Origin of the sequence: Sphingomonas canaveralia (assembly GCF_047238125.1) — a bacterium.
Lineage (GTDB): Bacteria > Pseudomonadota > Alphaproteobacteria > Sphingomonadales > Sphingomonadaceae > JBDFMH01.
In genome coordinates this window covers 1,243,771-1,259,185 of record NZ_JBDFMH010000001.1, presented here as the reverse complement: position 1 = coordinate 1,259,185, position 15,415 = coordinate 1,243,771, and the positions used below count along the sequence as shown (strand labels likewise).

General features: G+C 66.4%; 9 protein-coding genes. All 9 read right to left on the bottom strand.

Going from position 1 to position 15,415, the window contains the following annotated elements:
- Positions 1-12: 12 nt before the first annotated feature.
- The 9 genes from ABC347_RS06025 to ABC347_RS05985 all read right to left on the bottom strand — a co-directional run bounded on the left by ABC347_RS06025 (position 13) and on the right by ABC347_RS05985 (position 15,248).
- A complete protein-coding gene (locus ABC347_RS06025; protein ID WP_413244827.1) occupies positions 13-702 on the bottom strand; it encodes an HAD family hydrolase in 690 nt (229 codons plus the stop codon).
- Positions 695-1,522, bottom strand: a complete 828-nt coding sequence (locus ABC347_RS06020) for a nucleotidyltransferase family protein (protein WP_413244826.1) — start codon at positions 1,520-1,522, stop codon at positions 695-697. Before ABC347_RS06020 ends, ABC347_RS06025 begins: the two co-directional genes overlap by 8 nt.
- Positions 1,523-1,598: 76 nt before the next feature.
- The gene (locus tag ABC347_RS06015; protein WP_413244825.1) at positions 1,599-2,741 is read right to left on the bottom strand and encodes an alkene reductase; all 1,143 of its coding nucleotides are present in this window, start codon (positions 2,739-2,741) and stop codon (positions 1,599-1,601) included.
- Entirely contained in the window at positions 2,738-3,274 is a 537-nt protein-coding gene (locus ABC347_RS06010) for a nuclear transport factor 2 family protein (RefSeq protein ID WP_413247011.1), read from the bottom strand. The genes ABC347_RS06015 and ABC347_RS06010 overlap by 4 nt, the downstream gene beginning before the upstream one ends.
- A 5-nt stretch (positions 3,275-3,279) precedes the next feature.
- The gene (locus ABC347_RS06005) at positions 3,280-3,780 is read right to left on the bottom strand and encodes a nuclear transport factor 2 family protein (RefSeq protein ID WP_413244824.1); all 501 of its coding nucleotides are present in this window, start codon (positions 3,778-3,780) and stop codon (positions 3,280-3,282) included.
- Positions 3,777-4,976: a cytochrome P450 gene (locus tag ABC347_RS06000; protein ID WP_413244823.1), complete on the bottom strand. Its 1,200-nt coding sequence runs from the start codon at positions 4,974-4,976 to the stop codon at positions 3,777-3,779. Before ABC347_RS06000 ends, ABC347_RS06005 begins: the two co-directional genes overlap by 4 nt.
- Before the next feature lie 110 nt (positions 4,977-5,086).
- On the bottom strand, positions 5,087-6,016 hold the full coding sequence (locus ABC347_RS05995) for an acetyl-CoA carboxylase carboxyltransferase subunit alpha (RefSeq protein ID WP_413244822.1): 930 nt from the start codon (positions 6,014-6,016) through the stop codon (positions 5,087-5,089).
- On the bottom strand, positions 6,013-9,702 hold the full coding sequence (locus tag ABC347_RS05990; RefSeq protein ID WP_413244821.1) for an SDR family NAD(P)-dependent oxidoreductase: 3,690 nt from the start codon (positions 9,700-9,702) through the stop codon (positions 6,013-6,015). Before ABC347_RS05990 ends, ABC347_RS05995 begins: the two co-directional genes overlap by 4 nt.
- Before the next feature lie 20 nt (positions 9,703-9,722).
- Positions 9,723-15,248, bottom strand: a complete 5,526-nt coding sequence (locus ABC347_RS05985; RefSeq protein WP_413244820.1) for an AMP-binding protein — start codon at positions 15,246-15,248, stop codon at positions 9,723-9,725.
- Between the last annotated feature and the right edge of the window lie 167 nt (positions 15,249-15,415).

Genomic DNA, 15,415 nt, shown 5'->3' with positions numbered 1-15,415 from the left:
CTCGCATCTGGTTCAGGCGGATCGCCAGTCGAGTTCCTGCCAGCCCCGCTGTCGCCCGATGGCGCGCAGCTTCGGCGACGGATTGACCAGATAGGCTTCGTCCGCCCACTCGAAGGTCGGTACGTCCGAGATGTGATCGGAAAAGAAACGGATGTGCGCACGCGTGCGATCGATGCCCTGGGCTTCCAGCGATGCCCGGATCATCGCCAGCTTGTCCGGGCCGTAGCAATTCTCGCCGCCGATCGCGGGTGTCAGCCAGCCGCCTTCCCAGCTGTTTCGGCTGGCAAGCACCATGTCGATTCCCAGCTGCCTGGCGAGCGGCGCGATATAGAGTTCGGGCGCGGCGGTCGCGAGCATGATGGACCGGCCCTCGGCCTTCTGCCGTGCGATCGCTGCGGCCGCCTCGCGGAAGAGGCCATGTTCGACGACCGCCTTGGCGAATGCTTCCGCCAGCGGTTCGGCGTGCTTCCGATCGAGCCGTGCGCCCAGCGCGATCCGGTGCATCGCCTCCTTCATCCGCTTGCGCGGCGTGCGACCCGCCGCATAGCCGATCGCGGTCGGCAGTAGCGCCGGCAGCAAAAGCAGCCGCCACGGTGCATGGCGCAGCGCCGCATGGATCAGGAAGGCCGAATAGGTCGGTCGCCTGGTCAGCGTGCGATCGACATCGAAGATGGTGATCGCGCTATCCTGCTCCTCAGCCACGTCCGCCGCCCGCCGCCGCAGCGCGCGCCGCCATGATTTGCTCGACAAGCGCGAGATCGGCGGGCTTGTCGACATCAATCGGCGCTTCGGCATCGAGGATCACCGGCTTCGCCGTGCATCCCAGCCGGTTCGCGGCGCGCGCGATCGCATCGGCGAAGTCGATCGTCCGGGTCAACGCACGTAGCAGAAGCAACGGGCCGAAGCTGGCTACAAGTTTCAGCCCCTTCTTGCGGTCCGATTCGATCTTCGCCCATTTGGCGAGCACGCCCGACGCACGTGGTGAGCGGAGCGCGAACAGGTTCGCCCCCGAATAATGGCCGTCGCGGAATTTGAGCCACGTCCGCGACGTCTGCGGGAAGACCTGCTCGACGATCGCGCGCTCGCCGACGCCCACCGTGATGTCGGTATCCCCTGCCTGATCCAGGAAGGCGCGTATCCGATCGGGCGTCAGCAGCGCATTGTCGGCAGTGGTCACCAGGATCGGCCACGGCGCCTCGGCGGTGCCCGTGATTGCCGACACGCTGGCGGCGATGCCCCTGCCACTGCGGACCAGGCGGACGCGGCGCGGATCGCGCGTCCATTCCATGTCCGATGCCGAAAGGGCGTCGATATCCTGCGCCAGGATCACGATGTCGCCGATCGCCGGCACGGAGCGCAGAGCCGCGACGACATGATCGAGCAGCGCTACGCCCTGCACGCGGATCGCGGCTTTCAGCGATGCGCCCGATGCCGCGGCGAACGGATCGCCGCCCGGCCGTTCGCCGGCCAGCACGATCGCCGTCCATCGCGCGCTGCCGCTCCCGTTCAGATGCTGATCCATCGCGCCCCTCTAGACATAAAAATGTCATGGAGGGAGTGGGCGTCTTTCGGTTTTATCGAATCGCTGGCGCCCGGCCTCAGCCGGTGACGAGCGGATCGATCGGCGTTGGCGGCGCATCTACATCCTGAAGTGCGGCGCCTTCTGTCACATCGGCGAAGACCGGATAGTCGGTATAGCCTTCGGCGCCTTGCGTGTAATAGGTCGCGATCTGCGGGCGGTTGAGTGGCTGCCCGGCCGCATAGCGCTCCGCCAGATCGGGGTTGGCGATATAGGCCTGACCAAAGGCGATCATGTCCGCGCCCCGCGACGCAATCGCCTCGGCACCGCTCGCCCGGGTAAAGCCGGCAACATACATCGCCGGCCCGTCGAACAGCGGCCTGAGCGTGCCATACACATCCCAGCCCACGCCATAATCGCCTAGCTGCAGATAGGCGATGTCACGCGCCGATAGCGCAGACACGACATGGCTGTAGGTCGCGATCGGATCGTCATCGAACACATTGTGGAAGGTCCAGCCTGGCGAAAGCTTGACCGCGACAAATTTTGGCCCGGCCACTTCCGCCATGGCATCGACGCAGGCCAGCAGGAATGCCGCGCGCTTCTCGACGTTGCCGCCCCATTCGTCGGTGCGCAGATTGCTGTTCGTGGAGAGAAACTGCATCGGCAGATAGCCGGATGCGGCGTGAACTTCGACCCCGTCGAGACCCGCATCCAGCGCCGCCTGCGCACAGGCCTTGTAGTCGTCGATCACGCCCAGAACCTCGGCATGGCTCAACGCGCGTGGCTCGGGGTAGGGGCGCTTGGGCCGCGGGCAGGTCACCGTGTAGTGGCGCGCGGTCGGATCGGGTTGCACGGCAGATGCGCCGACCGGCTGGCGCCCGCCCAGCATCAACGGATCGGACAGGCGGCCGACATGCATCACCTGCGCGAAGATGCGTCCCCCCGCGCCGTGCACCGCATCTGCCACGCGTCGCCAGCCGGCGGTCTGTTCCGGCGTGTGGAGGCCCGGGGAGAACAGATAGCCGCAGCCCATCGCAGACGGGAAAACCCCTTCGGTCACGATCAGCCCCGCGCCGGCACGCTGCCGATAATGTTCGACGACGAGATCGGTCGGCACCCCATCCAGCCCGGATCGCTGCCGTGTCATCGGCGCCATCACGATCCGGTTGGGCAGGGTGACCCGGCCGAGATCGAGCGGTTCGAACAAGTTGGCAGTCATCGGCGCTCCAGCACGGAATAGGAGTGGTCGGTCCGGTCGCGCGCGACCGTCTTGGGCGGGACATGCGCGGCCGAGGGCGGCACGGTTGCTGGGGCATCCGCCATCGTCGCGACGACGGGATCGACCCGGTCCCAGTCGTGCAGCGACTGGCGGTGGCGGATCGCCCATACGCCGTCGATACGCTCGAACTCGTCGACATAGCGACCTTGACCGATCACGTCGTGCCGCGCGCCGTCCGCACCCGCCATGCGCAGCGTGACAGTCCAATAGCTCTCGGTGCCTGCGCGGTCTCCATCCAGCACGATCTGGATATTGGTCACGACGTGCCGGGTCGTCTCCATCGCGGCGTGCAGCGGCCACAGCCAGGCGATGAACGCCTCCGCGGTGCCCGCGAACAGCGGCGCATGATCGTCGGTGCCGCCCGGGTGCCAGCAGGACAGCGCGAGCGCTGCATCCATCCGGTCCATCGCACGAGCATAGCGGTTGATGACATCGGTGATCGCGACGCGATCGGCCAGCTCCTCCAGCGTCATGCCGGTCAAGCCATGCCCTGCGCGCCGACATCGCCCCGCGGTCGCGCACCCAGGGCAGCCGCGCGTTCGAACAGCGCACGATCGCCCTGTTCCCAGGTGATCGTCAGCGCAAGCCGCGCGATCCGCCAGCCGGCGGGCGTGCGGATCACATCATGGGTATAGAAACCGCCGATCGCGTGGGTCTCTTCGCCCAGCATGTGGCGTGCGATCATCTGCGCCCGGATCTGTGCGCGATCGCCATCGAGCGCGACGAGATAGTTCGAAATGCGGTGATGGGTGGCATCGAACGGTGCCAGCGTGCGCGCGACGAGGGCAACCCAATCGTCTGCCGCCATGGTCTCGACCACGCCTGACCAGGCGAAGTCCGCAATCACTTCCTGCGCGAAGACCGAGCGGTAGAGCGCCCAGTCGCGACGATCGACGCCATGGGCATAATGATCGACCAGATCGCCGATCGCAGCCCGGTCGATCAGGTCGGACAGCGTCGTGGCGGGTGTCGCCCTCATGCGGCCCAAGTCAGCGGCAGGGATACGCAGGCGCCGACATTACCGCCCTTCATCGTCACCGGGCGCGCCGGATCGAGCGCGAAACTCGGAATATGGGCAAGCCATTCGCGCAGCATCGCGATGATTTCCATGCGCGCGAGGCCCGCACCGACGCAGCGATGTGGCCCACCGCCCATCGTGGAGTGCTTGGTGGCGTTCAGCTTTCGATCGAACCGTACGGCGTCGGCGTCCGGGAAGCTCAACGGATCCAGATTGTGTAGCACGCTTGGCAAATAGACGATGTCGCCCTCCTTCAGCGTCACGCCGTCGAGGTCGATATCCTCCGTGCAGTTGCGGCTGACCGATACGCTGGCGCAGCGCCGCATCAGTTCGTCGACCGCGTCGGGAATCTCCGCCGGATCGTCGCGCAGTGCCTGCTGGTCGGCCGGATGGCGGGCGAGATGCAGCATCACGAACCCCATCATCGCGGCGACCGTATCGAGCCCGCCGAACAGGATGTTGCGGCACATCCGGCGTGCTTCATCGATGGTCCAAGGCCGGCCATCGATCGGTACCGACAGGATCCGGCTCAGCAGATCCTCGCCGGGATCCGCCAGTCGCGCCTCGACATAGGGCGCCAGATAATCGTCGGCGCTTTGCCGCAACTGCTCCACGGTCATGCTGCCATCGGGGCGGGTCAGCTGCGCGCCCAGCTTGCGGAGCATGGGGCGATCTTCACGCGGCACATCGATCAGGGTCAGGAAGATGTCGATCGGCAGCACCTCGGCGAAATCAGCCACGAAGTCGCAGCCGCCGAGCGGGGCAAGCCCATCGATCAGCGCGCGTGCATTCTCGATGACCTGCGGCTCGATCGCGACGATGAACTTGGACGCGAACCCCCGCATCACCGCATTTCGGAACGGCGTATGTTCGGGCGGATCCTGCTGCAGCGGGATGAAGCGCATCACTTCGCCCAGCCCGCGCGGCACCGCCAGCACCTCGCTCGACAGCCGCTTGGCATCGGCCCAGAGCGTGCGGATATGTTCGCCGCGGGTCACGATCCAGTGGCCGCCATTGCGTGTCGTCCATACCAAAGAGCGATCGGGCGACTGCAGCGCGCGCCACGCGGCATGATAGTCGGCCTCGACATCGGGCGGAAAATAGATGTCGAAATCGACGACCCGATCCTCGGGAACATGCGATGGCAAGGCAGTCATGGTGGCGCTCCGCAGACGCGTCCTTATTGCGTCCGGTCGACACTCAAGATGCTGGCTTTATGGCGAGGGCGTTACGGCCAGAGCAATCTGACTGTGCGATCGGCTCATCGTTAAACGCCGATCTTCATCAGGAAATTACGGCGGTCTTCGCGCAGCTGGGACGGGGTCAGGCCCGCCAGTGCCTTCAGTTCGGTGTCGATCGCCAGTGACAGGCGCCGGATCGTCTCGACAGGATGGCGATGCGCGCCGCCCGCGGGCTCGTAGACGATGCGATGGATGACGCCGAGGCGCAGCAGATCGGCGGCGGTGATCCGCATGGCCTCGGCCGCATCGGGCGCGCGTGCCGGGTCCCGCCAAAGGATCGATGCGCAGCCTTCGGGCGAGATCACGGAATAGATCGCATGTTCCAGCATCAGCACGCGGTTGGCCGCTGCCAGCGCAACCGCGCCGCCCGATCCGCCTTCGCCGACGATCACCGCGATCGTCGGCACGCCCAGCGACAGGGATTTCGCGGTGCATTGTGCGATTGCCTCGGCCTGCCCCCGCGCTTCGGCGCTGACCCCTGGAAACGCGCCCGGCGTGTCCACCAGTGTAATGACCGGCAGGTCGAATCGGTGCGCCAGCGTCATCAGCCGGGTGGCCTTGCGGTACCCCTCCGGCCGCGCCATTCCAAAATTGTGCCGCAGCCGGCTCTCCGTTGTTTCTCCCCGGGCATGACCGATGACCATGATCTTCCGCCCGAGGAAGGTCGCGAAGCCGCCGAGGATCGCCTGATCGTCCCTGAATGCGCGGTCGCCGGCAAGGGCAACGAACTCCTCGAACAACCCGGCGACCAGCTGTGGGAAATGAGGTCGTTGCGGGTGCCTTGCCACCTGGGTGCGCTGCCACGGAGTCAGCCGCGCATAGATGTCGGCAAGCTGGCGGGCGGCTCGCTCCTCCAACATCGGCGGACCAGCCTTGTGCCCGCCGGCTTCTCGCAGCGCCGCCGCGCTCGCGATCAGCGCCTCGACCGGTTTCTCGAAGGGCAGATAGCTGGTCACACCGTCATCGACATGCCGCGGTAAATCCGGGCGCGATAGCGCGAATCCTCGGCGTCGGGCAGCGGTGCGCCGAGCAGCAGCACCGCGCGCGCGAAGCGCTTCACTTCTTCGAGATGCTCCTCCAGGTCGCGCGGCTCCTCCGATCGCACGCGACGCGTCAGGTTGATCTGGTTGACCGGAACATCGTGCACGAGCCGCTCATTCTCGACCGCCAGCGTCGCGGTGAAGGCGTGCAGCGTCGTCTTGACGAAATTGGCGAGCGCAAAGGCGGCACTGGTGTCGCCCATCGCCACGTCCGGTGAGACGAGGACCAGTTGGCAGCCGTCGTAGAGCGATGCCTTGCGCGCGACACGGAAGTGCGCCGTCAGATTATGTGCGACGAGCGCGCGGAAGTCGTCCGGAGTCAGCAGTGCATCGGTTTCGAACAGCCGGGTCGGCAACGCCTCCAGCGGGGTCGATACGATCGTCGTGGGCCGGCCCCAACGCAGCAACGCCGCATCCATCGCTGCTTCGACGCCATCGTCCAGCAGGACCGATTCCAGCGCGGGCTGCTCCAAACCGGCAAGTGCCGGCTCGAGCGCGGCAAACGCCTCGGCGGACCGGGTCATCACGACGACGCGCGCGGCGTGGCAATCGACCAGGAATTGGCGGGCCGCCTCGGCCAAATGATCGGTCAGATGCTCGCCGATCAGCCAAACCGTGCGGCCACGCATCTGATCAAGCCGCTCCTGCTTTGGGCTTCCGAACAGTTCACGCTCGGTGGTCGATCGTTCGACGCTCAGCCCGCCTGACGGCATGAAAGTCTCGCCGCTGACCGCGCGATCAGCGAGGAAGAAGACCGTCGCCTGGGCGACATCCGCTTCGGTCGGCATCTTGCCCAGGAACAGCTGTTTCAGGACGCCGCTGCCCACCTTCTTGGCCTCGGCTGCGATGCGTTCGGCCGGCAGGAAGGGGGTGTCGGCGGACGGCGTCTTCAACAGCCAGTCGCTATTGGCTGCTTCGGTGTCGGGCCGGTCGCGCCAGTCGGGCGCATCGAGGAAATAGCCGCCGCGGCGCAGCCGCTGCACCAGCCGCTCCGCGATTTCGGGCGTCATCAGGAACCGATCCCAGCTGCAGATGCCATCGCCTTCCTTGGCGCAGGCCAGCGCCAGATCGCGGATCTCACGCGGGGTGTGGGTGTCGTGCGACATCCGCACCGTATCGTTGGGCGCGAGCCGGCTCAGCACGGCCTCGACCCGCGTGCCGCGTCGCAGCGCCTTGATCACTGCGGCATGGATCGCGTTCAGCCGTCGGTTTTCCAGGATTAGCTTGCCGCGCCGATCGAACAGGCCGGGTCGGCCGCCGACGCCCGCCAGGCGATCACCGGCCACTGGGCCCGGGGCGATCGCATTGAACTGCACTTCCGGACCCAGATAGCGCGCCATCGATTCGACCATCGCGCGCTGGCCGGATTTGGACACCGCGTAATCGGCACGGTTCGGATAAGCGACAGCCAGATATTTCTCGCCGCCAAAATAGGATGAGACGTTCAGCACATAGCCCGAACCCTGTGCCTTCATCAGCGGCACGGCATGATGCATCAGCACGAAATTGGAGATGAGATTTGCGTCGAGCGTGTAGTTCCAAGCGTCGAGGCCCATGTCGACGACCATGTCCTCGGCGCCGGAAACACCGGCATTGTTGATCAGATAATCGATCCGCCCGAACGCCTTTAGCGTCGTGTCGATCGCGGTCCGCAGCGAGGCCAGATCGCTGACGTCGAGGCCTGCCATCGTCTGCACCCGGCGCTCGACTCCGGCAAAGCCGATATCCTCGAGCTCGTTGACGATCCGTGCGCGGGCAACCGCAAGCTCGCTCTCGCGGCGCGCGACCATCATCACCTTGGCCCCGGCCAGTGCCAGCAGCCGTGCGATCGAGCCGCCGATCCCGGCCGACCCACCAGTGATCAGCGCGACCTTGCCCAGATGCAGCCCGGTGATGTTCTCGCTGAACCCCGGCATCGCCTTGCGCGCGCCGGTAGCCTCGCCGATGCTGCGCGGGACATACAGCGTCACTTCCGCGATCTTGTTCTCCTTGAGCAGGACGCGCGCGGCGTGCCCCGCGGCGAAACGCAGGTTCTCCGGCTCGTTGTTGTTGAAGCGGACGATCTGGTTGCCCCATTCGGCTTGGCGGCGGCGACCATGCGCGACATCGACGGCGGATTCGTCGCGCCAGATCCGCGCGAGCTGCTCGGTCGCGGCGCGCAGCACGTTGGCAAAGACGTCGCCCTTCTCGTCGGTCGGATTGGATAGGAACACGAAGCGTGGGCTCTGCAGCAGCGTGTCGTGGTGCTTCCAGTAGCGGGTCAGCGTGCGTGCCAGCGCAATCGCGCCGACCAGTTCGACGTCGAAGAAGGCGGAGATGTCCTCGTCGCTCGCCGCCACGAGCTCGCCAACCAACTCGCCAGGCGCGTGGACCGGCAGGAACAGCGCGCCGGTGATCGGCGGATGATGCTCGCCATACGCTGCCAGCGCCGCTTCCATGCCGGCCGGATCGGTGCGGTTGAACCGCGCGATGGTCAGCCGGTCACCGATCTTCTCGGCATTCGCGCGGGCCTGGGCGATCGCGACATCGGCCTGACGGGGAAGGCCGAGCAGCACATGCGCGCCCGCAGCGATCTGGATCCTCGCGATGTCCAGCGCTTCGCTCCAGTCATTGCCGGCGGCGATCAGCACTGCCAGCCCCGCGCCATCCAGCGACCGCATGGTCGGGCGGGAGAGATAGATGGAGCGCGCCTCCTTGCGTACGCTCATCCCGTGCGTGATCTCGAAATCATGGCCGTTATAGGCGGCGGATTCGTCACTGCCGAGGAAGACGCAGGTTTTCGCCACGTCGTCGGGCGTGGGAAAACTCTTGGCCTTCGGTTTGCCGTCGGCGCCGCGTTCCAGCGACATGATATCGAAGAACTGGCCGGCGGTGGTACCTGGCTCGTCGCCGCGTGCCTTGTCCATCGTGGCAAAGACGGTGCGGATCCGCTCGCTCTCGATTGGTCCGGGAAAGACTAGGTTGACGCGGATGCCCTGCGGGCCAAGCGCCAGCGAAAGCTCACGCGACCAGGCGTTCATGGCCGCCTTCGGCACCACATAGGCGGCACGGGCGTAATAGGCCGTCCGCGAGAAGATCGTGGAGACGTTGATGATCGATCCGCCTTCGCGCATTGCCGGGGCGGCGGCACGGACGAGGTTCAGCGCAACCCCGAACAGGTTGCGCACCGCGTCGCCGACGGTTTCGCTGTCGGTGGAACCTTGCTGGCGAAGCGCGGCGAGTTCGTCCCGGTCGAGCGGCAGCGATTCGATCGGCTGCTTCGGCCCGGTGGAACCGGCATTGTTGACGAGGATGTCGATCTGGTCGAAGCGCGCAACGATCCCCGCGATGCCGTCGCGGACCGACTGCGGATCGGCACCGTCGAGCACTGTAGTGGCGATGCGATCGGGATCACACCCGGATGCCTTCCGCGCGGCGGCGGCCGCCGCCTCGATGCGGTCGGCCGATCGCCCGGTCATCACGACCGTGGCGCCTTCGGCCAGATAATGGCGAACGATGTGGCCGCCGAGATTGCCGGCGGCACCGGTGACGACGGCGATCTTGCCTTCAAGCCGTCCGGCCGCCTGCGTGGTCGGCCGTGTCGCGGTCGCTGCCTTCGCCATCGTCGCTCTCCCCCCTCGGTTTATTTGTTCGCGTTGCCCTCGAAGCCGGTCGGTGACCGGTCAGACAATCCAGATGCGTTCTGGGCCGCCCACATCTCCAGCAGCGCGTCACGGCTCCTGAGGCCCATCGCGGGAAGCGCATGGTTGACGACATAGGTCGCCCCGGCGTGCCGGTTCTCCCACATTGCCTGATGGGCTTCCGGCAGATCGGCCCACTCCACCACTTCGGGTTCGGTCACTTCGAGCAGACCCGCGGCGATCATGTCGTTCATCCGTGCCACTTCGGACGCGTTGCAGAGATGCGTGCCGAGGATCGATGCGGTCGGCATCAGGATGCGCCGCTGCCGGGTCCAGACCTGGGGGGCATAAAAGGTGAAGCGGCGCCCGCTGAGATCCTCGGCGAAGACGACCCGGCCGGTGAAGGGTTTGACCAGCGAGGTCGAGACGCCCAGCGTATCCTGCGCCACCCGCTCCATGATCACGTCCGGCGCACCGCGTGGATTGTCTGGCGATCGCAGGATGCGGCCGATCGCGGAGCCGAACGGCTTCATTACCCGTTCCTGATAATCGCGCACCGCCGCCTTGAATGCATCGATATCGGCCTTGGCATCGGGCAGGCGCGGCATCGTATCGGGCCACAGGAAATTGGCGCCCTCGCGACGGGCGATCCCCTCCAGGCTGACGACGCCTTCGATCGCATCCTCCAGCCCAAGCGACTGCAGCAGCTCGCGCTGGCCGTCGGTGGTTGTGGCGACGACGATCCGGGCCTTCAGCTGGCGTGCGGCCTCGATCATCTCGAGGCCGGCCTCGTCGATCAGGTCGGTCGAGCGCGGACCATAATAGATCAGCACAGCCTCGCCGCCACGCAGGCCGGCCCGCGCCAGCATCTCTTCGGGAGGCACCGAACCGGGCTTGCCCATGAAGCTGAAGTGATAGCCCGATGACGCCCCGTAGAACGCGAGCGTGCCGCCTTCGGCCAGCAGCTGGAAACTGCGCGGAAAAGCGGTCTCGCCGGCATGGCTGACGACATAGTCGGCGCGCCGACCGCCATTGATGCGCTCATATTCGGCCACGATGGTCGCCCCCGCAGCCTCCCACGCCCGCGCGGCCTCCGCATCTTCGGGCACGACACTGTAGAGATCGGCGAACCGAGCATCCTTCCGGTCGATCGCGCCGACTGCACCCTGCTTTGCGATTGCCGCGGCGCGCGCCGGGCTTGAGACAAGTCCTGTCACCTGCAACCCCGTGCGGACTGCGCTGCGCAGCGCATCAAGCCCGGTCCCGGTCGATGCCCCCTCGACGAATAAGGTACGCCCGGCGCGGATCTGGAGTGTCGTGAACAGGCAGCGCCACACCGTGCCGAGGTTAAGAATATAGCTTCCGGCCTGCTCGAGCGTCAGGCCGGGCGGGATCGCATGCAGCTGCGGCGCTTGCGTAACCAGGAACTGGGCGTGGCTGCCGGTCGGCGTTTCATAGCCCTGGATCGCGAAGTCGGCGAACATCGGATCGGTGCCCACCAGCGGCGACAGGAGATCGTTGGTCCCAGAATAGACCGCGACGAGATCGCCGACCTTCAGCCGCCCCTCGGCCCGTGCCGAATTGCCCAGCGCCGCGATCAGCCCGATGCCGCCCGAACCGGTCGTCTGATAGTCGTTCTCATGGCCGTCGAACGGCGATACAGGGATGCCGGTCAGCGCCCAGATGTCGTTGAAGTTCACTTCGCTGGTCAGCATGTAGACCAGCGCCTCGTTGGCATCGGGCCGCTCGACCGGCACGATCAGCTCGCGCTCGTGCGTCGCGGGCGGCCCGAAACCGGGCTCGCCAGTTTCGCGGCTGCGGGCGATGCCGAAGGCATGTTGTTTACGCGGGATCGGCGTGATGCCGGGATAGAAGGGCGCTCCCACCGGCAGCAGGTCAGCGCTCGCCACTAGCAACTGTCGGCGGGTCTGATGCGCGTCGTCGATCCATAGCCCGTCGCGGCGAACGGGCAGCGGCGGACTGACCTTCTCGAGAAACTGGCGAATACCGGTCTTGCCGCCGTTCGGATCGACGACGGCCGCCGCGAAGTGATCGGCCTCCCGCCTCAGACCGGCATCGATGCCCTCTTCCAGGCCGGTGCGGATGGCGTCGATCGCCATGTCGCGCGCCTGGCCGCGTCCCGCCCATTCCAGCTGGCGGCAAATTTGCTGGACGAACGGGTCCGCAAGCGAGGCCGCAAGGTCGACATCGGCCGGCTCGCGTGATCGCTTCGCAGCCGCGCGGCGCGAAGCGAAACGTTCGCCGAACGGGCAATCCTCGCCGTGCAGGACAAAATCGCGAACCAGCATGTGCGCCGCGGTCACCGCGTCCCCGCTGTCGGTTACCAGCCAGTCGATCAGGCCGAGCGCATGGGCGCTGTCCGCGTCGATACTTCGTCCACCCAGGATCAGGTCGAGCGCATTGCGCAAACCGAATTCTCTGTCGGCGCCATGCAGCAACCGCGGCAGGCGCTGCGTGCCGCCATAGCCGGGGATCAGGCGCAACCGGATTTCCGGCTGCCCGAAGCGCGCGGTCGGCTCGGCAATGCGGTAATGGCAGGCCAGCGCGAATTCCATGCCGCCGCCCAGCGCCACGCCCTGGATCGCGGCGATGCAAGGCTTGTCCATCGCCTCGATCTTGTTGAACGCCAGCTGCGCGTTGGCGGGCAGGACGCGCGCTTCCTCGACGGTGTGGATCTCGTCGAGAAACTGGCGGATGTCGGCCCCTGCGACGAAACTCTGCGCACCTTCGCCGGTGAATACCACCGCCACGACATCATCGGCGCGCGACAGGCGATCGACCACGATCACCAATTCATCGAGCGCGCGTTCGTTGAGCGCGTTAACGGGCGGGTTGGTGATGGTCACCGTCGCCACGCGCTTGCCGGGCGCCACCACATTGTACTGGATCAGGAAGTAGCGATAGCGCTCGAACAGCGCCTGATCCTCGGACAGCCGCTGCCGGCGCTGCCAATCGTCGATCGCGGTCTTCAGTTCGGTCAGGCTTTCCGGATTGCGCAGCGTCGTCACGTCGCCGACGGCGCCGCCCTCCACCAGCGCGCGCACCATGCGACGCATATACTTGCCGCTGCGCGTCTCGGGAAATTGCGAAACCTCGATGAAGTCGGCCGGCACCGCGACCGCGCCCTTCTCGGTGCGGACCAGTTCGGCAAGCCGTCTCCGGTCCTCGTGGCTCAGCCGGCGGCCCGCCGCCGGCACTACGAAGGCGAGCGGGGTCAGCCCCTTTTCGCGGTGCGGCGCACCGACCACCAGCACGTTGCCGACAGGTGAATCCGGATCGAGCGCTTTGTCGCGCAGCACAGCACCTTCGATTTCCTCGGTGCCGAGCCGGTGACCGGACACGTTGATCACGTCGTCGCTGCGACCGTGGAACGAGAAGGAGCCATCGTCGTGGCGCACGGCGAAATCGCCCTGCGTATAGCCCCAGGCACCGCGCCATCGCCGCCAGTAGCCATCCTCCCAGCGCGCCGGATCGCCTCGCCAGCCGCCGACGACGTTTCCCTTGTCAACGCGGAAGTTTGCGGCGTCGCCCCAGACCGTGCGGGCGAGATAGGGGTAGGGGGCAGCGATCACGATCTCGCCCTTCTCACCCGCCGCCGCCCGCCGCCAGGCGGCACCGTCTGGCCCGTCGCGCACGAACGGGGCTTCGGCGGAGCCGCCGTCCGCATCCTCTACCCAGACGTCGCCGACGATCCAGGGCAGGGGATAGGCATGGGCATCGGGCCGAAGCGGAAAATCATCGTTGCCGTAGAAATGCGTCCAGGCGATGCCGCCATGCTCGGTCGCCCAATAGCTGTTGATGTAGCGCGGTACGACATGCGCCATCCCGAAGGCCTGCACCGATGGCGATGTCGGCTCGGCACAAAAGGTCGCGACCCGCAGCGATGAGAGGTCGTATCGCTGGACGTCGGCCAGGTTCGACGGATCGGCCATCACCGATTTCAGGAATGTCACACCAGCCTTGAAGATCGTCACCCGATGCCGTTCGATCATGGAGGCGAACCGGCCGGCGTGCGGAAAGACGGGCGATCCTTCGGAGATGACCGACGTCACCCCGGTCGTAAGCGCAGCCGAGATCAGATAGCTTTGGCCCGTGATCCAGCCGGGATCGGCCACAACATAGATCGTGTCGCCGGGCCGCGCGTCGAACGATACCTTCATGGTATGCGCGATGCCGGCGGTGTAGCCGCCGTGCACGTGCACGACCCCCTTGGGCTTTCCCGTCGATCCCGATGTGTAGATCAGGAACAAGGGATAATCGGCATCGACCGGCAGCGGCGGCGACGACGCCCAGATCGCGCGTACGAACTCGGTGTCGGCAAGGGCCATCAGGTCCGCTTCGTTGCCGATCGCGAAGCCGGCCGCCCGGGCCTTGTCGAGCACCGTCTCCAGCGCCGCATCGGTCAGTTCGTGACTCCACCGGTCGCGCTCCGGTCGCCAGACGATATCGGGCTGGGCGGTATGGCGGACCACGATCACGGCATCGACCCGCGGCGGCAGCGTGACGAGGCTGGTGGCCACCGCAATCCGCACCCGTGCCGCCTCGGCTGCACCGATCCTGCCGTCGCGACCGAGCAGACTCAGCGCGCGACCCACGCCGCGCATCACATCGGACCGCTCGACGGTCACTTCGCCGGCCAGCGTCTCGGCAACGATCGCGCGCACGCTCTCTACGTCGTCGGCGGCCAGCCCGAGATCCGCGTCGGCCAGCAGCGTCAGCGCGGTCGCCACCGGCACGTAATTGTCGAGCGCTGGATCGGTATAGGCGGTCTTGAACGCGGCTACCTGCGCATTGCGGTAGCTGCCATCGGACGTCACGATCACGCGCGCGCCGGCATCGGCGATCCGATCAGACAGCGTCTTGTCGCTGAATCCGCCGAACACGGCAGTGTAGACGATGCCGAGCCGCTTGGCCGCCTCGATCCAGAAGATCTGCGACACGATGCTGGGCATGTTGAGCGCGATCCGGTCGCCCGCCTTCAGCCCCAGCGCCTGCAGCGCCAGCGCGCATTTCGCGCTTTCCAGCAGCAACTGCCTACGTGAGACCGCAAAACAGTCGAGCGGCGCTCCGCGCCCGCCGTCGGCGGCCATATCCCAGCGGTCGCCTTCGAAGATCAGGGCGGTCTCGTGACCACGCCCGACCAGCACATGTCGATCGACCTCGTTGAACGCGGCGTTGGTGCGGCCGCCGACGAACCAGCGCCAGTGCGGCGGGGTCGAACCGTCGAACGCACTGGTCCAGGGCGTGAAGCTGTCTGGGTCGAGGGTAATTGGACGCGCGGTCCGCGCGTCCCAGCCGTGCCAGTCGCCATCCTGAGCCCGTGACAGCCAGGCGCCGCCGTTGCCGATGCTGTCGGCGAACCAATGAATCTGCCGCGCCGCGATATCGCCATGGAAGCTGCCCGGATCGGCGAGCGCTGCGGCCCGCATCGCCTCCCAATCCGCACGGGTACGGACAGGATTCGTCTCGGCGAGCCCGGGCTGGTGCGCACGGCAAGGCGTCGTCATCCCCGACTCGCTCTCCCCCTTTATCTTATTGACCGGTAGTCGATCCTAATTTGGCAATATTGGCAATGCTGTTGCGAAAGTCTCCGCCTACACGCGACGCATTGCCAGCTACTGTCCAGGGCCAGACAGTAGATCCGACGAAGACAAGCCGCGATTACCGTAGGTAG

Bases quoted from the DNA above. Each gene is read 5' to 3' on its own strand.
- ABC347_RS06020 (WP_413244826.1), bottom strand. From the start codon at position 1,522: ATGGATCAGCATCTGAACGGGAGCGGCAGCGCGCGATGGACGGCGATC.
- ABC347_RS06015 (WP_413244825.1), bottom strand. From the start codon at position 2,741: ATGACTGCCAACTTGTTCGAACCGCTCGATCTCGGCCGGGTCACCCTG.
- ABC347_RS06010 (WP_413247011.1), bottom strand. From the start codon at position 3,274: ATGACGCTGGAGGAGCTGGCCGATCGCGTCGCGATCACCGATGTCATC.
- ABC347_RS06005 (WP_413244824.1), bottom strand. From the start codon at position 3,780: ATGAGGGCGACACCCGCCACGACGCTGTCCGACCTGATCGACCGGGCT.
- ABC347_RS06000 (WP_413244823.1), bottom strand. From the start codon at position 4,976: ATGACTGCCTTGCCATCGCATGTTCCCGAGGATCGGGTCGTCGATTTC.
- ABC347_RS05990 (WP_413244821.1), bottom strand. From the start codon at position 9,702: ATGGCGAAGGCAGCGACCGCGACACGGCCGACCACGCAGGCGGCCGGA.
- ABC347_RS05985 (WP_413244820.1), bottom strand. From the start codon at position 15,248: ATGACGACGCCTTGCCGTGCGCACCAGCCCGGGCTCGCCGAGACGAAT.